Source organism: Burkholderia cepacia (assembly GCF_029962485.1).
Taxonomy (GTDB): Bacteria; Pseudomonadota; Gammaproteobacteria; order Burkholderiales; family Burkholderiaceae; genus Burkholderia.
In genome coordinates this window covers 3,041,904-3,059,771 of the sequence record NZ_CP073638.1, presented here as the reverse complement: position 1 = coordinate 3,059,771, position 17,868 = coordinate 3,041,904, and the positions used below count along the sequence as shown (strand labels likewise).

Annotated in this window: 19 protein-coding genes and 1 pseudogene; 8 read left to right on the top strand and 12 right to left on the bottom strand. The window is 65.7% G+C overall.

Annotation, left to right across the window (positions count from 1 at the left end; all coding sequences use genetic code 11):
• Positions 1-206 precede the first annotated feature (206 nt).
• On the top strand, positions 207-2,033 hold the full coding sequence (locus tag KEC55_RS30195; protein WP_282508717.1) for an ATP-binding response regulator: 1,827 nt from the start codon (positions 207-209) through the stop codon (positions 2,031-2,033).
• Here the strand turns inward: KEC55_RS30195 and flhC are convergent.
• Together flhC and KEC55_RS30185 are read right to left on the bottom strand one after the other, a co-directional pair.
• Positions 2,030-2,662 (bottom strand): flagellar transcriptional regulator FlhC, encoded by a 633-nt coding sequence (flhC, locus tag KEC55_RS30190; RefSeq protein WP_282508716.1) that lies wholly within the window; start codon positions 2,660-2,662, stop codon positions 2,030-2,032. The two genes, KEC55_RS30195 and flhC, sit on opposite strands and share 4 nt — an antisense overlap.
• Complete coding sequence (locus KEC55_RS30185; RefSeq protein WP_282508715.1) at positions 2,659-3,087, bottom strand: flagellar transcriptional regulator FlhD; 429 nt, start codon at positions 3,085-3,087, stop codon at positions 2,659-2,661. Before KEC55_RS30185 ends, flhC begins: the two co-directional genes overlap by 4 nt.
• 348 nt (positions 3,088-3,435) lie before the next feature.
• Between KEC55_RS30185 and KEC55_RS30180 the strand changes: the two genes are divergently transcribed.
• Complete coding sequence (locus KEC55_RS30180) at positions 3,436-4,068, top strand: response regulator (protein WP_282508714.1); 633 nt, start codon at positions 3,436-3,438, stop codon at positions 4,066-4,068.
• 14 nt (positions 4,069-4,082) lie between these two features.
• Here the strand turns inward: KEC55_RS30180 and KEC55_RS30175 are convergent, their stop codons facing one another.
• From KEC55_RS30175 to KEC55_RS30165, 3 genes are all read right to left on the bottom strand, one after another.
• A complete protein-coding gene (locus tag KEC55_RS30175) occupies positions 4,083-5,402 on the bottom strand; it encodes a right-handed parallel beta-helix repeat-containing protein (protein ID WP_282508713.1) in 1,320 nt (439 codons plus the stop codon).
• A 671-nt stretch (positions 5,403-6,073) separates the two neighbouring features.
• Complete coding sequence (locus KEC55_RS30170; protein ID WP_176048289.1) at positions 6,074-7,381, bottom strand: dicarboxylate/amino acid:cation symporter; 1,308 nt, start codon at positions 7,379-7,381, stop codon at positions 6,074-6,076.
• Between the two features lie 309 nt (positions 7,382-7,690).
• Entirely contained in the window at positions 7,691-8,575 is an 885-nt protein-coding gene (locus KEC55_RS30165) for a LysR family transcriptional regulator (protein WP_282508712.1), read from the bottom strand.
• A 79-nt stretch (positions 8,576-8,654) separates the two neighbouring features.
• On the opposite strand from KEC55_RS30165, the gene KEC55_RS30160 reads away from it, so the two are divergent.
• Positions 8,655-9,956: an aspartate aminotransferase family protein gene (locus tag KEC55_RS30160; protein WP_282508711.1), complete on the top strand. Its 1,302-nt coding sequence runs from the start codon at positions 8,655-8,657 to the stop codon at positions 9,954-9,956.
• Positions 9,957-10,024: 68 nt separating this feature from the next.
• Here the strand turns inward: KEC55_RS30160 and KEC55_RS30155 are convergent, their stop codons facing one another.
• Positions 10,025-10,774, bottom strand: coding sequence for an SDR family oxidoreductase (locus KEC55_RS30155; protein ID WP_282508710.1), 750 nt, complete (start codon positions 10,772-10,774; stop codon positions 10,025-10,027).
• A gap of 41 nt (positions 10,775-10,815) precedes the next feature.
• On the opposite strand from KEC55_RS30155, the gene KEC55_RS30150 reads away from it, so the two are divergent.
• Complete coding sequence (locus KEC55_RS30150) at positions 10,816-11,793, top strand: AraC family transcriptional regulator (RefSeq protein ID WP_282508709.1); 978 nt, start codon at positions 10,816-10,818, stop codon at positions 11,791-11,793.
• A 30-nt stretch (positions 11,794-11,823) separates the two neighbouring features.
• Here KEC55_RS30150 and KEC55_RS30145 read toward each other — a convergent pair whose 3' ends face one another.
• Together KEC55_RS30145 and KEC55_RS30140 are read right to left on the bottom strand one after the other, a co-directional pair.
• Positions 11,824-12,405, bottom strand: coding sequence for a TetR/AcrR family transcriptional regulator (locus KEC55_RS30145; RefSeq protein WP_282508708.1), 582 nt, complete (start codon positions 12,403-12,405; stop codon positions 11,824-11,826).
• A gap of 101 nt (positions 12,406-12,506) precedes the next feature.
• Positions 12,507-12,959 carry a MaoC family dehydratase gene (locus tag KEC55_RS30140; protein WP_176048295.1) on the bottom strand — a complete coding sequence of 151 codons (453 nt, stop codon included), beginning with the start codon at positions 12,957-12,959 and terminating at the stop codon, positions 12,507-12,509.
• A 169-nt stretch (positions 12,960-13,128) separates the two neighbouring features.
• Here KEC55_RS30140 and KEC55_RS30135 point away from each other — a divergent pair, with 169 nt between their 5' ends.
• The 3 genes from KEC55_RS30135 to KEC55_RS30125 all read left to right on the top strand — a co-directional run bounded on the left by KEC55_RS30135 (position 13,129) and on the right by KEC55_RS30125 (position 15,145).
• Positions 13,129-13,770, top strand: a complete 642-nt coding sequence (locus tag KEC55_RS30135; RefSeq protein ID WP_282508707.1) for an isochorismatase family cysteine hydrolase — start codon at positions 13,129-13,131, stop codon at positions 13,768-13,770.
• 62 nt (positions 13,771-13,832) lie between these two features.
• On the top strand, positions 13,833-14,693 hold the full coding sequence (locus KEC55_RS30130) for an AraC family transcriptional regulator (protein ID WP_282508706.1): 861 nt from the start codon (positions 13,833-13,835) through the stop codon (positions 14,691-14,693).
• A gap of 44 nt (positions 14,694-14,737) precedes the next feature.
• Positions 14,738-15,145, top strand: a complete 408-nt coding sequence (locus tag KEC55_RS30125) for a DUF2000 family protein (protein ID WP_282508705.1) — start codon at positions 14,738-14,740, stop codon at positions 15,143-15,145.
• 40 nt (positions 15,146-15,185) lie between these two features.
• Here the strand turns inward: KEC55_RS30125 and KEC55_RS30120 are convergent, their stop codons facing one another.
• Both KEC55_RS30120 and KEC55_RS30115 read right to left on the bottom strand, forming a co-directional pair.
• Positions 15,186-15,632: a DNA-binding protein gene (locus tag KEC55_RS30120; protein ID WP_282508704.1), complete on the bottom strand. Its 447-nt coding sequence runs from the start codon at positions 15,630-15,632 to the stop codon at positions 15,186-15,188.
• On the bottom strand, positions 15,604-16,203 hold the full coding sequence (locus KEC55_RS30115; protein ID WP_282508703.1) for a nucleotidyltransferase domain-containing protein: 600 nt from the start codon (positions 16,201-16,203) through the stop codon (positions 15,604-15,606). The genes KEC55_RS30120 and KEC55_RS30115 overlap by 29 nt, the downstream gene beginning before the upstream one ends.
• A gap of 164 nt (positions 16,204-16,367) precedes the next feature.
• Here KEC55_RS30115 and KEC55_RS35155 point away from each other — a divergent pair.
• Positions 16,368-16,478: pseudogene (locus KEC55_RS35155) on the top strand (DUF2000 domain-containing protein); the annotation flags it as partial.
• 39 nt (positions 16,479-16,517) lie between these two features.
• On the opposite strand, the gene KEC55_RS30105 reads toward KEC55_RS35155, so the two are convergent.
• The gene (locus KEC55_RS30105; RefSeq protein WP_282508702.1) at positions 16,518-16,868 is read right to left on the bottom strand and encodes a VOC family protein; all 351 of its coding nucleotides are present in this window, start codon (positions 16,866-16,868) and stop codon (positions 16,518-16,520) included.
• Between the two features lie 65 nt (positions 16,869-16,933).
• The gene (locus tag KEC55_RS30100) at positions 16,934-17,857 is read right to left on the bottom strand and encodes a DMT family transporter (RefSeq protein ID WP_282508701.1); all 924 of its coding nucleotides are present in this window, start codon (positions 17,855-17,857) and stop codon (positions 16,934-16,936) included.
• Positions 17,858-17,868: the final 11 nt, after the last annotated feature.

Here is a 17,868-nt window from a genome sequence, read left to right as displayed (position 1 = left end):
CCGAAACACAATTCGACACGACCTCCCGCGAATTTCAATCGGGACGCTTCAATTACATTTGCATTCCTGATCAACTTGCCGATGGCGCAAGAAAATGCGGCGTATTCCCTGGTCGCAGCGACTATGCTGATGTAACGGGAATACGCGCCTGTGCCGGGCGCGCCGATACTCCCTGCTGCCGTGCGCAGCGATCTGGGGGAACGCCTATGCAGTCGCGAGACCGGATTGCCTCGGAGCAGGTCAGGATCGTCTACGACGCCGTGATGCCCTACGCCGTCGGCAGCGTGTTGCTTGCCGTTCTCGCGACCCTGTCTATCGGCTGGCTGGGCCGTCCGGCTCCCGCGTCGGGCCTTGCGTGGCCCCTCTATACCGCAGTGTGCTCGGTCGGCCAGATCGCGCTGTCGCGTCTGTATCGCCGGTCGCCGTCGTCCGCGAGCCACTGGCGGCGCTGGGCGCTGTGGTTCTCCGCCTTCAGCACGGCCACCGGCATGGGCTGGGGATGGGCCTCGATTCATCTCGCGACGCACGCGGATGTCGAAATCGCGAGCCTGGTGGTCGTCGCGACGACCTGCGTCGTTGCCGGCGCCATCCCGGTGCTCGGCACGTACTTTCCGGCATTCATCGCCTTCCTGTTGCCGGCCACCGTTCCGTATATCGGCACCGCGATCCTGTCGACGGATGCGTTCCAGCCGGCGACCGCGCCGATGATGCTGCTGATCGCCTGCGTGGTCGGTTATCTCGGGCTGCGGGCGAACCGCGCGGCCACGCAGAACATTCGCCTGCGCTTCAAGGCCGAACAGTACGCAGTCGATCTCCAGACGCAGAACGAACGGATCGAGCGGCTCGCCGTCGACCTCGACTGCCAGCGCCACATCGCCGACCAGGCCAATCTCGCCAAATCGCAATTCCTCGCGGCAGCCAGCCACGATCTGCGCCAGTCCGCGCATGCGTTGAATCTGCTGATCGGTGCGCTGCACGGCGTCCCGATGCCGCCGGACGGGCGGCGGCTCGTCGAGCGCATCGAGCGCTCGTCCGATGCGCTCAGCCGGCTCTTCGGCGCGCTGCTCGATCTTTCCCGGCTCGATGCCGGCAGCGTGGACGTACAGTGCCGGCCGTTTGCCATCGACACCGTGCTCGAGTGCGTCTGCAACGACTGCCTGCTCGATGCGCAAGCGAGAGGCGTCGCACTGTCGCGCGTTCCGTGCCGCGCGGTGGTTCAATCGGATCCGCTGCTGGTCGAACGCATCGTGCGCAACCTCGTATCCAACGCGGTGCGCTACACCGAGCGCGGAAAAATCGTCGTCGGCTGCCGGCGCCGCGGCACCCACCTCGCGATCCAGGTCTGGGATACGGGCTGCGGCATTCCCGATCACCTGCAGAAGCTCGTGTTCCACGAGTACTATCAGGTCGGCAACGCCGAACGCGATCACGAGAAAGGCTTCGGGCTCGGGCTCGCGATCGTGCGACGGCTCGCCGGCCTGCTCGACGGCCGACTGGCCGTGCGCTCGACGCCCGGCCGCGGCTCGTGCTTCGAAGTCGCGATCGCGCTTGCCGCATGCATGCCCGACCCGCTCGACATGCCGATCGCCAGTCACGTCGACGTGCCCGGCTCGACGGGGCTCGTGGTCGTGGTCGACGGCAATCGCACGACCCGCACCGGGCTGTCCGAGCTGCTGGCGGCGTGGGGTTACGAGACGATCGCGGTTCGCTCGGGCAAGGAGGCGCTGGACCGGCTGTCGGCCGGCGAGCGGCAGCCCGATCTGCTGATCTGCGACTACCTGCCGCCTCGCGGAGAAAACGGCATCGCGGTGATCGAGCGGCTGCGCCAGGACGTCGACGCCGCCCTGCCCGCCTTGCTGATCAGCGGCGATACAACCGACGAACAATTGGCCGCGGCGCACACACGCGGGCTGGTTCTGCTGCATCGGCCGTTGCCGAACGGCAAACTGCGCGCGGCGGTCGGTCATCTGGTCGCCGCCGGTGCGCGCCAGCGCTCGATGGCCGACGCGGACGCCCGCGGCGTCGCGATCTAGCCGCATCGTGCGGGCTCGCCGACCGCTGCCGGGTCGAGCACGATGCGTACGTTCGCGCCGGATGCGCCTGCGGCAGACGGCGCCTGTTTTGCGCGGCCGGTATGCTTGCCCGCCCGCGCGGGCGGCCGGCAGGCGACGCAGACGCGATTCGGCCGCAGGTCGTGACGATGAATCACGAACGCAGCGTGGCATCGGACACAGCGCGCCGTCGACAGCACCCCGCCGTCGACGAAACGCACCAGCATCCACGCGCGCGTCAGGTCGAGCAACGGTTCGCAGTGCGCCGCACTGCATCGCCCCGCATACAACCCGTAAGCCTTCACCAGCGCGTCGAGCCGCGAACACCGCGCGCTGATCCGCAGGAAGCTGTAGATGTTGTGGAACAGCGACGCGTGGATGTTGGCCATCCACGTCATGTACCAGTCGCTGGAAAACGGCAGCAGGCCCTTCGGCGGCGGCACGCCACGCACCTCGCGATACAGTCGGACCAGGCGCTCGTGCGGCAGCGCCAGTTCGATCTCGAGCATCTGCGGACGCGCACCGAGCCGGATCAGCGTCACGGCATCGAGGACGAGCCGTGCGTGATCGGCGAGACTCGTCGCATGCGTGTGCTCGGCGCCGCCGTTCACGGCGTGTCCTGGTCGAAGGCCCCGATACTGGAGAGCGCCAGCGCGACGTGCAGCGGCGCGACTTCGTCCGGCGGCCCATGCCTCGCGAGCGCCTCGACCGTGTCGCAGCGGCTCAGTCGCAGCACGCAGATCAATTGCCCCGACGAGGCCAGGTTCAGCATCGATCGCATCGACAGGCTTTCCAGTGCACCCGCCATTTCCGGCGTCGTGCCGAGGCGAAACATGCCGGTCGCGCGATCCGTCCGCAGCAACCGCTGCGCCAGCCACAGATAAGACATGTTCAGGTCACGAATTAAATCCTCTTCATTGATAGTTTCCATGTTGCACCTTGATTGATATCGAATCAGGCTGATGGAGACACTCGTCAAATCCGTGCGAAGGAACATGTCTCGTTTTACGGCGTGAATCGTCTGCTTCAGCGTCAATTGCCGGATCTTCAGAAGGCAATCAATTTAAATAAACAGCGCACCCCGTATTGGCACGTTCGGTTCTTTTTATCGTATAGTCAGCACCCGGGTTCGATCGCACCCCGAAAAACCTCGGCTTTTGCAGCTTGCCCGGGCCCTTGCCATCTCGATCTTCGTTACGCTCGTTGTGCGTCCCAGCGCACCGAAAACCGCGACGATTCAGTGTCAACCACGCTTTACCGGATGTAAATCCGACGTTAGCCCATGGAAAGACGGCGTCGAATACGACCAAAGTATTAAGACTTTTCGAAAACCCGTATTCCACATTAGCGAAAGATATCTGCCTCCGACTTTATTTTTATTTTCATGAAAATACTCATTGTCGATGATCATCCGGTTCTGCGAGACGGCGTGGCGACATTGTTGCGTCAGGATGACGGCGGGATGGTCGACATTCAGGCAAGCAACGCCGACGATGCGATGCGGCTGCTCGAGCTGCACGCAGACCTCGACGTCATCGTCCTGGATCTGAAAATGAGCGGCATGGACGGGTTCGCCGCGATTACCGGGATCACGCAGCTCCGGCCCGAACTGCCGATCGTCGTGCTGTCTTCGTCCGAGGACCCGCATGACGTACGTGCGGCCTTCACGCATGGCGCGCTCGGCTACATCCCCAAGTCCGCCCCCGCGCATACTCTGCTGTCGGCCATCAAGATGGTGGTGAACGGCGAGCGGTACGTGCCGCCGCTGCTGCTCGACATGCAATCGACGCATCGCGACCCGCCGCCCGCACACGAACCCGACGGCCCGCGCCTGACGTTGCGCCAGCTCGACGTGCTGCGCCTGATCGCGCAAGGCGTGCCGAACAAGTTGATCGCCGACCGGCTCGGCCTGTCCGAGAAAACCGTGAAAGCCCATATCACCGCCATCTTCAAGGCATTGCACGTGCGCAATCGCACCCAGGCGGCGGCCGCGGGCCAGCGCCTGGGGCTCCTCTGATCGCCGTCGCGGCATCATCGCGCCGCGCCGATCGCCGGCGCCGCACTGCCCGACGACTGCATCAGGCCGGTGCGCACCTGCGGCATCGCCGTCGTCGCCGCACCGGCAGCCGCGATCGTGCCTGACGACGATGCGCCGACCGGCTGGACCAGCGCGACGCCGTCCAGCGTGTTGCCGCTGGCGACGATCTGGCTGGCCGTGCAGCCGCTCGACAGCAGCGACACCGCGGTACCCGCAATCGACGCGAACGTGTTGCCCTCGACCTCGAACTCGCATACGTTGCCCAGGGCCCGGAATCCCGAATAGCCCGATCCCGTCACGCGATTGCGCGTGATCTTCACGTACGACACCGTGCCCGACCACGTGTCCAGTTCGAGCGCGCCCTGCTGCGTCGGCTGCAGCCCGTTGTTCACGTTCGAATTCTGGATGTTGGTCACCACGTTGCTGTCGATCACGACGTTCGATACGCCGTAGGTACGCCAGCCGTCCTCCTGGGCGACGAGAATGCCCGCCGCCTTCTGCACCCCGGCGACCGTATTGTTCGAGATCGTCACGGCCTGGCCGCCGACCACCGAAATGCCGCGCCCCCAATAGTTTCCCGACACGGCGTTATGATCGATCGACACGTTGTTGCTGACGCGGCCGTCGCCCAGATAGCTGACGACGGAGATCATGTCGTCGCCGGTACCTGTCACCGTATTGCCCTGCACGAGCACGTTGGTCGAGCCGTAGGTCGTATGGATGCCGTCGGCCAGCGTGGCGCTCACCGTATTGCCGACGATCGCGACGTTGCTGCCACCGAACACGAAGATCCCGGCGCCGGCGCCGCCCTGGATCGTCACACCGAGCACCTGGACGCCCGTGCCCGTCACCTCGACCTTGGTCGACGCCGGTATCGTGAGCCGCGTCGTACCAGTGCCGATCAGCGTCACGCCCACCAGCGTCGAGCCCGTGCCGCTCATCACGATCGTCTGGTCGGATGGATTGGTCGCGACGAGCGTGGCGCCGTAGCCCGATACCACGACGCCCGACATCGCCACCGACAACGAACGGCTGACCGTGTAGCGCCCCGGCGCGAGTATCAGTGTCTGCCCGGCCTGCAACGCATTGAGCGCAGCCTGCAACGCATCGGTCTGGTCGCTGCCGTCGCTTGCCGGCCGGATTGTCGCGGCCGCCGGTACGGCTGGCGCCGGTGCCGCCGGTCGCAGCCGCGTGCCATGTCGCGGTGCGTGGTACTCCGTGAGCGTCGCTGCGCAAACCTGGACCGGGAAGCTGGCAACGGCGCACGCCCATGCAACAACCCCGGCGCCGACGATACGAAATGACCTGGTCATGATGACCCCCTCGATAGGCATCCGCCCGACGCAGCGCACGATGCGACGGCATCCGGTCGCACGGCATCGACGGTCGGCCGGCATACCGGCGCGACACGTGTCGAACATCAGGGCGTAACGATTTCGTTCGGAAACAGTCGGACAACGCCCGTGCCAGGCCATTGCCCGCTCGTCTGCCGATACCAGGCGGGCCGCTCCCCCAAGAGCGGTCGATGTCGACGGTGCCGGCAGCGTGCGACCGTCGAGCGACATGCCGAAGCGCTTGCGCGAGCGACGTGGGGCGGAAGGCTTCGTGTCCCGTCCCGTACGATCATTTCGCTCGATTTGAAGTCTATTTCGCCGTCGGCGCGCGTAAATCGGACAGAAGCCGCGAGACCGTCGTAGGACGGGTCCCGAGCCTGCAGCGCGGCGGAGCACGAGACGGCGTACGACTCGTCAGGCCGGCATGAGTGTGTCGGGAAGCAGCGGAGGGAACGTCAGGAGGGAGACAGCAGGCCGCAACCGGGATCGATTCCCGATCGGGTAGACGGCGTCATCGGATGGGCAAGATTCCAGAAATATTCAGGAATACGTTCTAATTCAGATATGTCGGTCGTTCACGAGAACGCCGACATGCGAATTGCGCAGACGCACGATTCGGCGTCTGCGCGGAAGAAAGGTGGCGCTGCCGATCAGGCACCGGCGGTCTGCTTGACCGACGCGGCCAGCTCCGCGTCCATGAGTGCGGCGTTCGCCTCCGCGTCGCTCTCCGACAGCAGCTCGCCCTCCCATTTGGCCACCACCGCACTGGCGATCGAGTTGCCGACCGCATTGGTGGCCGAGCGCCCCATGTCGAGGAAGGTGTCGACGCCGAGGATCAGCAACAGGCCGGCTTCCGGGATGTTGAACTGGTGCAGCGTCGCCGCGATCACGACGAGCGAGGCGCGCGGCACGCCGGCCATCCCCTTCGACGTCAGCATCAACACGAGCAGCATCGACACCTGCGTGCCGAGCGACAGATGAATGCCGTAGGCCTGCGCGATGAACAGCGATGCGAACGTACAGTACATCATCGAGCCGTCGAGATTGAACGAGTAGCCCAGCGGCATCACGAAGCTCGAGATCTTGCGCTTCACGCCGAAGCGGTCGAGTGCATCGAGGATCTTCGGGTACGCGGCCTCGGAACTCGCCGTCGCGAACGACAGCATGAACGCTTCCTTGATCAGCACCAGCAGCTTGAATACGCGAGGGCCGATGAACAGCAGCCCGGCCAGCACCAACAAGGTCCAGAGCAATGTCAGGCTCAGGTAGAAGTCGGCCATGAACACGGCGAACTTGTACAGGATCGACAGCCCGTTGACCGCGACCGTCGCCGCCATGGCCGCCATCACGGCCAGCGGCGCGAGCTTCATCACGTAGCCGGTAATCTTCAGCATCATGTGCGACGTCTGTTCGATCACGGCCACGAGCGTCGCGGCCCGTTCGCCGAGCGAAGCCAGCGCCACCCCGCAGAACATCGAGAACACGACGATCTGCAGGATCTCGTTATTGGCCATCGATTCCGCGAAGGATTTCGGCACCATGTGCCCGATGAAATCCTTCAGCGTGAACTTCGACGTCGCGAGATTCGCCGTCGCGCCGATATCGGGCAGCGGCAGGCCGAGGTTCTCGCCAGGCCGCAGGATGTTGGACATCAGCAACCCGAGCAGCAGCGACAGCAGCGAAGCCGTCACGAACCAGCCGAGCGCCTTCGTAAACACGCGCCCGACCGACGCCGCGTCGCCCATGTGCGCAATGCCGACCACCAGCGTCGAGAACACCAGCGGGCCGATCACCATCTTGATCAGCCGCAGGAACACGTCGGATACCAGCGAGATATAGCCGGCGATCTCCGTCGCGGCCTGCTTCTCCGGAAAATTGGTGTAAATCATGTAGCCGATGATGATCCCCATCACCATCGCGGCCAGGATCCATACGGCCGCGCCTCCCCTTCTCTTCATGATAAGGATTCCTTTTCTTTATGAACGAGTGAGCCTCGTCGAAATCGATTGACCGACCATCCGCGATCAATCTCCACGTGGTCGCTTCGATCCGCCTCCACCGGATCGACCCGGTCGCGCCAGCGCCTTACAGATCGCTTCCTTGCTTGCCTGTAAGGCGCCACCCGCTTCGCCGGATACCCGATCCTCCCGTTTCATATTCCGGCGCACAAGGCGCGCTGACATTCATTGACAATCCATCTGCAGACCTGACGATGCGATCCGGAAATCCATTATCGAAAACCCGATGGCAGCGCCAAACATCGCGCGTCACAACAGCGGCAACGCATTCCGGATGTGCTCGGCAAATGCCGCCGTCAGATGCGACGGCCGTTTCCGGTCGAATTTCAGCGTAATGCCGACAGCCGGCAACGGCGGCAACCGCGGCTCGCCGGTGACGATCGCGAGGTCGGCCGGCACGGCCGTCTGCGTCATCACCGCGAACGCCTGCCCCGAGCGCACCAGCGCGATCAGCCCCGCGAGGCTGCTGCTCGCATACGCGACGCGGTAATCGCGGCCGACGCGATCCAGCGCCTCGCAGGCTGCGAGGTGATCGAGCGTATCGCGATCGGACAGCGCGAGCGGCAGCGGATCGAAATGTTCGGGCTCCAGCCCCGGGTAACCGATCCACACGAGTTGCTCGCGGCGAATGATGTCATCGGTCGCGCCGTCGTCCGGCAATGAAATCATCGCGAGATCGACCGCACGTTTGTCCAGCTGTTCGATCAGCCGCGGTGTCGGCCCGCATACGACCTCGACGATCGCCTGCGGATGCTGGCTCGAAAACTGCCGCAGCAGCGACGGCAGCCAGACCTCCGCATAATCGTCCGGGCACCCGAACCGGATCGTCCCCGACAGCCCCGTGCCGCACAGGTCGGCCATCGCCTCGTCGTGCAGCCGCAGGATGCGTTGCGCATGCACGAGCAGCCGCTCGCCCGGATGCGTCAGCACCACGCCGCGGCCGGTGCGCTGGAACAGCGGCTGGTCGACAACTTCCTCGAGCCGCTTCATCTGCTGGCTGAGCGCCGACTGCGTCCGGCCGACGCGCGCAGCCGCGCGGCTGAGCGCGCGCACCTCGGCGATCGCGACGAACGAACGCAGCAGGTCGATTTCGAGTGAACGCCCCAAGGTATTAGCTCCTTTTCTACCTTGCATAAGAACTATTCGTTTCCATCAAACCAGACGCGCGCCTAGACTGCAAGCGATCCCTGCCCCTTTTGCCCGGAGACGCCCGATGTCCCTGAACGACGATGCAACCTTCTGGCGCAACGCCAGGCAGCACCTGGTCCGCTACGGCGGCACGTTCGAGCCGCTGATCATCGAGCGCGCGAAAGGCAGCTTCGTCTACGACGCCGACGGCCGCGCGATCCTCGATTTCACATCGGGCCAGATGAGCGCGGTGCTCGGCCACAGCCATCCGGAGATCGTGTCCGTGATCGGCGAATACGCGGGCAAGCTCGACCACCTGTTCAGCGGCATGCTGTCGCGGCCGGTCGTCGATCTCGCGACGCGCCTCGCCGACGTCACGCCGCCCGGGCTCGATCGCGCGCTGCTGCTCAGCACCGGCGCGGAATCGAACGAAGCGGCGATCCGGATGGCGAAGCTCGTCACCGGCAAGTACGAGATCGTGGGCTTCGCGCAGTCGTGGCACGGCATGACGGGCGCGGCCGCGTCGGCCACGTACAGCGCGGGCCGCAAGGGCGTCGGCCCGGCGGCGGTCGGCTCGTTCGCGATTCCGGCGCCGTTCACGTACCGGCCGCGCTTCGAGCGCAACGGCGCCTACGACACCCTCGCCGAACTCGACTACGCGTTCGACCTGATCGACCGCCAGTCGAGCGGCAACCTCGCCGCGTTCATCGCGGAGCCGATCCTCAGTTCGGGCGGGATCATCGAGCTGCCGGAAGGTTATATGGCCGCCCTCAAGCGCAAGTGCGAGGAACGCGGGATGCTGCTGATCCTCGACGAAGCGCAGACGGGCGTCGGCCGCACCGGCACGATGTTCGCGTGCCAGCGCGACGGCGTGACGCCCGACATCCTGACGCTGTCGAAAACGCTCGGCGCCGGGCTGCCGCTCGCGGCCATCGTCACGTCGGCGGCCATCGAGGAGCGCGCGCACGAACTCGGCTACCTGTTCTACACGACGCACGTCTCCGACCCGCTGCCGGCTGCGGTCGGCCTGCGCGTGCTCGACGTGGTGCAGCGCGACGGACTCGTCGCACGCGCCAACGTGATGGGCGACCGGCTTCGGCGTGGCCTGCTCGACCTGATGGAGCGGTTCGACTGCATCGGCGACGTGCGCGGGCGCGGGCTGCTGCTCGGCGTCGAGATCGTCAAGGATCGCCGGACGAAGGAGCCGGCGGACGGGCTCGGCGCGAAGATCACGCGCGAGTGCATGAAGCTCGGGCTCAGCATGAACATCGTGCAGTTGCCCGGGATGGGCGGCGTGTTCCGGATCGCTCCGCCGCTGACCGTCAGCGAGGACGAGATCGACCTCGGGCTGTCGCTGCTGGAGCAGGCGATCGCACGCGCGCTGTAACGCCCTTCTCCGCGTCACGCGATCCGTCGCGCCGGTTCGACCGGCCGGCGCGATGGCTCCCGAAGCCCTCAGCCGGCTTCAGCCGCCCACGCTTGCGCATCGGCACCGGCCGGCATGCGCATCGGGCTCGACGGATCGGTCGCCGCACGCCATACGGCTTCGGCGACATCCTCCGCATGGGTGATCGGCGCGGACGCGTCGAGCATCCGCGCAATCGCCTTCCCGACGAAGTCCGCATACGCTTCATGCTCGAAGCCGTGCATGTTCGCGCGCGCGTTGTCGCCGAAACGCGTATCGGGCGCGCGGCCCGGCAGCACGAGATGCGTGCGCACGCCGAACGGCGCGAGTTCGACCGCCATCGATTCGGTGAACGCGTTGACCGCCGCCTTGCTCGCGCGGTACGCGCTGACCAGCGGCAGCACCTTCAGCGTGACGCTCGACGTGACGTTCACGACCACGCCGGCGCCGCGCTCGCGAAACTGCGGCAGCACGGCCTGCGTGAGCGCGATCGTGCCGATCGTGTTGGTCTCGAACAACGCGCGTACCGTGTCGAGCGGCGTCAGCTCGGCCGGTGCGGCCGCGCCGAAGCCCGCGTTGTTGACGAGCACGTCGATCGGGCCGGCCGCCTCGATCGCGGCGCGGATGCTGTCCGCGTTCGTCACGTCGAGCGGCAGCACGCGCAGGTTCGCCGATGGCGGCAGCACGTCCTCGCGCGGCGTGCGCATCGTCGCGACGACGCTCCAGTCGCGGGCCAGGAAATGGCGGGCAATCTCGAGGCCGAAGCCGGAGGAACAGCCGGTGATCAGTACGGTCTTCATGCGAACTCCTGTGAGGTGTCGGGCAGGTGTTCGTACGATAGATGGCCAGATCCGTATTCGCTACAATCGAAAATCCGCTTTTCTTTTGCGAGAGTCCGGCGATGATCGACCCGCTGACCGAAGTCGTGACGCTGTTGCAACCGGGCGCGCGGTACTCGAAGTACGTGCGCGGCGCGAGCCCGTGGGCGATCAGCCGCACGGTCGCCGGCGAGCCGTTCTACTGCGCGATCCTCGACGGCGGGTGCCGGATCGCGATCGACGGGCACGCACCGATCGAGCTGCTGCCCGGCGACTTCATGCTGATTCCGGCCGCGTACGGTGTCGCGATGTCCAGCCTCGAACCGCCGGCGCCGGGCGTCGAAACCGCGCCGCCAGTCGCGCTCGATCACGGCGAATACCGGATTGGCGACGCTGCCAACCCGGTCGACACGCGGATGATGGCCGGCAACTGCAGCTTCGGTTCGCCCGACGCATCGCTGCTGGTGTCGCTGCTGCCGCAATTCGTGCACGTGCGCGGCGAACCGCGGCTGACCACACTCGTGCAACTGGTCCGCGACGAATCCCGTGCGCAGCGGCCGGCCCGCGAGATCGTGCTCGCGCGCCTGCTGGAAGTGCTGCTGATCGAGGCGCTGCGTTTCACGTCCGGCACGAACGCGTCGCCCGGCCTCGTGCGCGGGCTTGCCGACAGCCGCCTCGCGGCCGCGATCCGGCGGATGCACGAACGCCCCGCGCACCCCTGGACGATCGTCGATCTGGCAAAGGAAGCCGCGCTGTCGCGCTCGACGTTCTTCGAACGCTTCAGCCGCGCGGTCGGCGTCGCACCGATGGAGTACCTGCTGACGTGGCGCATGGCGCTCGCGAAAGACCTGCTCCGCCGCAACGAGGGCCGCATCGCGGAGATCGCGGGTCGCGTCGGCTACAGCTCGGCCAGCACGTTCAGCGTCGCGTTCACGCGGCACGTCGGCCGGCCGCCCGCGCAATATGCACGCGACGAACAGGCGACGACGAACGACGCGTGAATGGCCGGGCCCGGCCTCCCCTGCGCCGGCTCACGCATCGCGCGGCCGGTCGACCAGCGCGCGTTCGACGTCAGTTGCCCATGTCCTGTCGCCGGTCGCACGAGCAAGCAGGTTCGCGCCGACCATCGCCGTGAACGCGACACGCAGTTCGTCGTCGGACATCGCGCACGATGGATCGTCGCGCGCCGCAGCCACGAAAGTCGCATACAACTCCCGGACGCCATTCCGATACGCGTCGTTGAACGCATCGCTCGCATGATGGGGAGCGGCATCCTGCCCGAGCGCCACCATCGGGCAACTCCGCTCCGGCGCCTTCTTGCCCAGGTAATACGCGACCAGCCGACGCCAGCCGCCCGCGACCGGCCGGCCGGCGGCTTGCGCCTTCGCCTTCCAGTTCTGCGCGGCACGTGCGAACCCGGCCGCGCAGGCTTCCGTGACGAGCGCGTCCTTCGACGCGAAGTGGTTGTAGAACCCGCCTTGCGTCAAGCCGACGCGCGCCATGATCTCGGCGATGCTGACGGCAGCCACGCCGCCGCTGCGCACCACCGCATCGGCTTCCTCGACGATGCGCTCCCGGTTCCGGTCCGCCTGCTCGCGATTCGAACGTCCCACGAAATATCCGCTCCTGCCTGAAAAAACACCTTCGATTCCCGGCGCGACACCGACGCCCGCGGCCGTCGCCGCGCGCGCCGGATCGGCCGCCATCCGCGAGTCTAGCGCGTCGTGGCGTCGCGCCGGAACACGACCAGCCGCGCGATGGAACGCTGGCAGCACTCGCCGTCCTGGTTCAGCGTGTCGCTCTGCACCGTCACGACACCGCGCTCCGGCCGCGAGCGCGACGGCGCGATCGCCATCACTTCGCTGACGACATGCAGGACGTCGCCGGGCCGCGTCGGCCGTGGCCACGTGACGTCGCTGCCCGCACCGATGATCCCGTTCGCGATCGGCACGCTCTCGACGATCAGCTTCATCGTGATCGCGGCCGTCTGCCACCCGCTGGCGGCCAGCCCGCCGAAGAACGTGTGCCGCGCCGCGTCGTCGTCCAGATGGAAGACCTGCGGGTCGTACGCGCGCGCGAATGCGTGGATCTGGTCCGCATCGATCCGATATTCGGCGCTCGTATACCGATCGCCCACTTTCATGTCTTCCAGATAGATCTTCGTCATGCTCATCGGATTCCTCAGTCGATTGGATTCCAGCGGGCCGGAGATCGCGCACGATGTCGCGCCGCTTGCGCACGGCTCCCGCCCGAACGTAGAATAAATTACGACCAACCTTTATTATTTGCAAGCAGTCAATCGCGGCGACCAGTGCGAACCTTCAAGGAGCATTTCGATGACGACGTATGAACCGGCAGTCACGGCCCTGCTGTGCGTGGATCTGTACAACGATTTCCTCAGCGAAGGCGGCAAGCTGTTCCCGTGGATCAAGGACATCGCGCGCGAGAACAACATGATGGACAACCTGCGCACCGTCGTGCAAACGGCGCGCGACGCGGGCATCACGGTCTATCACGTGCCGCATCACCGCTGGGAGCCGGGCGACTATGTTCGCTGGAAGTATCCGACGCCGTACCAGCTCGGCGGCGCGCAGCATCAGGTGTTCGCGAAAGGCACATGGGGCGGTACGTTCCACGACGACTTCCAGGTGCAGCCCGGCGATATCGTCGCGACCGAGCACTGGGCGTCCAGCGGCTTCCCGAATACCGATCTGGAACATCAGCTGAAACGCTACGGCAAGGAGAAGATCATCCTCGTCGGACTACTCGCGAATACCTGCATCGAGGCGACGGCGCGCATCGGGATGGAACTCGGCTTCCACGTCACGCTCGTGCGCGATGCGACGTCGGCCCGCTCGCACGACGCACTGCGTGCCGCGCACGACATCAACGGGCCGACCTTCGCGCACGAGATCCTGTCGACCGATGCGCTCGTCGCGGCGATCCGGGCCGGGGCCGGGGCATCCGGCAGCGCGTGAGCGGGCGGCATCGGCGTACACTGCCGGACACGTCACGACGCGGCACGCAACGAGCAGTGGAGATGAACACGGCGACGAACGGCAGCGACGCGCGCGACCACTGGCTCGTCGCGCGGCGCGATGCGGAAACCGGCATCGAAAGCCTGCATGCGCATTTCAGCGGCCATGCATACGATGTGCACGATCACGACGACATGCTGGTCGGCTTCACCGAGCAGGGTGTGCAGCAATTCCAGTGCCACCGGTCGGTGCATACCAGCGTGCCGGGACGTGCGATCCTGATCGAGCCGGGCGCGCTGCACGACGGCCATGCCCCCGAAGCGGGCGGCTTCACGTACGGCATGCTGTACCTGCCGCAGACATGGGTCGAACGCGCGGCGCGCCGGCTGGAACTGCCGGGCCTCGGTGGCGTCGAAGCCGCGTTCAGCCATACGCTGGTCGACGATCTCAGCCTCGTCGACACGATCCGGCAGGCGTTCATCGCACTCCACGGCGAAGAGGGCAAGCTCGCACGCGACCAGGCACTCGACCGCCTGCTGACGCGGCTCGGCGGCGAGTTGCGCACCCCGCTCGCGACCACCGGCGACCATGCCGTCGCGCCCGCGATTGCCCGCGCGCGCGATCTGCTGCATGCGCGCATGAGCGACGATATCGGCCTCGACGCACTCGTCGAGCTCACCGGGATCGACCGGTTCCGGCTGACGCGGCTGTTCCAGCGCGCCTACGGCACGTCGCCGCACGCGTACCTGGTGCGCTTGCGGCTGCGCGCCGCGCGCCGCCTGCTGGCCGCCGGCCGCACGCCGGCACAGGTCGCGGCCGACGTCGGCTTCGCCGACCAGAGCCACCTCGGCCGCTGGTTTCGCCGCGCATACCGGATCACGCCGGCCGCGTACCGGCAATTGTGCACAAACGTTCCAGACTGATTGCACGTGGCATTCGATCATGTGCGCTTCAACGAGGAGCAATCATGTTCGATACCAAGGTGGCGCTGATCGTGCGCGACGATCTTGCAGCGTGGCAGAAACTCAATGTCGTCGCGTTTCTCGCGACGGGCGTCGCGGCTGAAGCGCCCGAAGCGCTCGGCGAGCCTTACGAGGATGCGGCGGGACGCCGCTACGGCCGCATGTTGGGCCAGCCGATGCTGGTGTTCGCGGCCGACCTCGATGGCCTGCAGGCGGCGCACCGGCAGGCGCTGTCGCGCGAACTCACGATCGTGCCCTACGTGCACGCGATGTTTTCGACCGGACACGACGCGGCCAACCGCGCGGTGTTTCGCGCCGGCGATGCGGCGCATCCCGACCTCGTCGGGCTCGCGTTGCGCGGGCCGAAGAAGGCGGTCGACAAAGCGGTGAAGGGGTTGGCGTTGCATGCGTGACGCATCGGCGTTTCGAGTTGGCGATTCGACACGGTAACGGCTACTGCGCGGCCAACAACTCCGGCTTGTTCCCGTCCATCCACGCCTTTACGTCAATCAGGAGCGCCGTCGCACTATCGAAACACTCGCGAACCGCAGACGCCTGAACCACATCGCCGGAGTAATCGGACAGGTTGCGCTGCTTGCGCAGTGCGTCCAGCACGATCATTCGCTCGACCGGCAAACCGATTGTCTGTGGGAGCGTCTGGATCGCCGTCTGGTGGTGCCCCGGTCGGCTCGTCAACGTACGAAATCCGTTCGCGTGCAAAGCCAGCATGGCGAGTTGCATGATCGCCTTGTACGCCGCATCGAAGCGGTTTTCGTTGCTCAACGCGGCGATTTGCGCATCCGCCAGATTTCGTTCCGCCGCGGCCAGCAGGCGCGTCGCTTGCTCCCGGTCCGGCCGGACTGCATCAAGACTAACGCCGAGCAAGTTCTGCAAGGTCATGGTCGCTACCAATCAAGAAGATCTTGGGTTTTCCAAGCACGTCCCGCAAAAACGCGTCCTGCCCGGTGACGCCATCACGAAACTCGTTCGCCGACAGCACCTTCGGATTGATGTCCCGCCCCAACGTAGCCTGTGCGTCGTAGAACAGCCGGACCACAGTTGCAAAGCCAACCGAGCCAATCACCATCACATCGACGTCACTGTCGGCCGTTTCCTGGCCGCGCGCGACGGAACCGAACACGAACGCCACACGGATTTCCTCGGCACACGACGACAGAGCTTCGGACAGCACGTCCCCCATACCCGAGGTCTTTCGCATGATCGAAGCCAGTTCTTCGTAGATCGGGCAACTTCGATTGGCGCGATAGAGCACCTGATTGCCCTGTCGATCCCTGCTCAGGATGCCGGCTTCGGCCAGCTTGCTCAGTTCCTTGTGCAGCGTACCGGGCGTCGTGCCCGTCAAACGGGCGATCTCGCGGACGTGCAACGCCTGATCGGGCCGCAACAGAAGCAAGCCCAGCGCGCGGCGCCGATAGTCACCAAACAGGGTAGAGGCAATGGATCGTAGCATGATTAGCTACAATTGTAGCTCAATCGGCTACAAGGCATAGTCCGAGTCGCCGATTTTGTGCCGATTATCGAAACGTAGCCAATTTAGCTACGATCGGAGCCGAATTTGCTACACGCATGCCGCGATCAGCACTCAGCCTGTCACGTCAAAGCGCTGCCCCGCTCGATACGGCCACCCGCGAAGTCTTTCGTACCGACGATGCCGAGAATCCCGACCTCGTCGGGTTGGCATTGCGGCAGCCGAAGAAGGCGGTCGACAAGGCCGTGAAAAGCTTGCGTTGCATGCATGAACGCCGCGCCGGCCCGGATGCCGGATCAGCGATGCGCAAGTACGTTGACGAGCTTGCCGAACGGATCGCGCACGTAAAACCGCCGCACGCCCCAAGGCTCGTCAGCCGGGCCGTACTCGACGGGAACGCCAGCCGCACGTACGCGCGCGAGCGCTTCATCGACATCGTCGACCTCGATCGACAGATCGGGCGTCGGCGTGCCCGACCCGCCCTGCGACGCGAAACTGATCTGCACGTCCATCTGCTCGGCATTGCCGCAGGTCGCGATCCAACCATGATCCATCAGCAGGTCGAGACCGAAGAGGTGCTGGTAGAAACGCTTTGCGTCGTCGACCGATCGAGTGTCGATGTTGGCGACGATCCGTTTGACTTTCATCGGGTTCCTTCGCGAGTCGGGTTGTCTCGCGACGCTACACCGGAATCGCTCGTACAACCAGTGCGTCAGCGGCCGGCCGCCTCCATCTCCGCGCGCCGCGCCCGCGCGGGCCGCTCGACGTGCTTGCCGGCCAGCCACACGCCGATCGCGACGACGACGATGCCAAAATAGGTCGTCACCTCGATCCGGTCGCCGAACATCCATGCGGCCCACATCAGCGTCACCGGCGGTTCGAGATAGACGAGGGTCGCCACGCGCGTCGCGGGCATCCGCTTGAGCAGCGCCCACAGCGACAGATAGGCGATGAAGGTCGAGAACACCGTCAGCCACACGACCGACACCCATACGTTCGGCTGCGTCGGCACATGCAGGTTGCCCGTGAAGATCCCGCACGCCGCGAACAGCACGAGGCTCACGCACCCTTGCACGAACAGCGGCAGGAACAGTCCGTCCTCGTTGCTGCGCACGGCCGTCAGTGCACGCCGCCGCTGATAGATCGTCGCGATCGACAGCCCCAGCGCGGACGCCAGCGGCAGCAGGTACATGACGATCCCGACCGACCCTGCCGGCAGCGCATACTGCCCACCGATCACGATGCCCACGCCGACGAACCCGACGACGAGCCCGGCCCACTGGCGCGCCCCGCTGCGCTCGCTGCCTTCGAGCGACGTCATCGCGGCGGTGATGAGCGGCTGCAGCGCCGCGACGATCGCGGCGATGCCCGGCGGCAGGCCATGCTGAATCGCGATATACACGCAGGTCAGATAGAGAAACTGCGACAGGAAGCCGATCACCGCGTGATAGCGGATTTTTTCGAGCGTCAGCCGCCCGAGTTGCCGGTTGAGGACGATCGCCAGGCACAGCGTGACGAGCAGGAACCGCCAGAACAGCAGGTTGAATGCGCCGGCCGTTTCCGCGCCGAGCTTCGCGCCGATGAAACCGGAACTCCACGACAACACGAAAACGAGCTGAAGCAGGAATAGCTGCATGGGGCGACGGC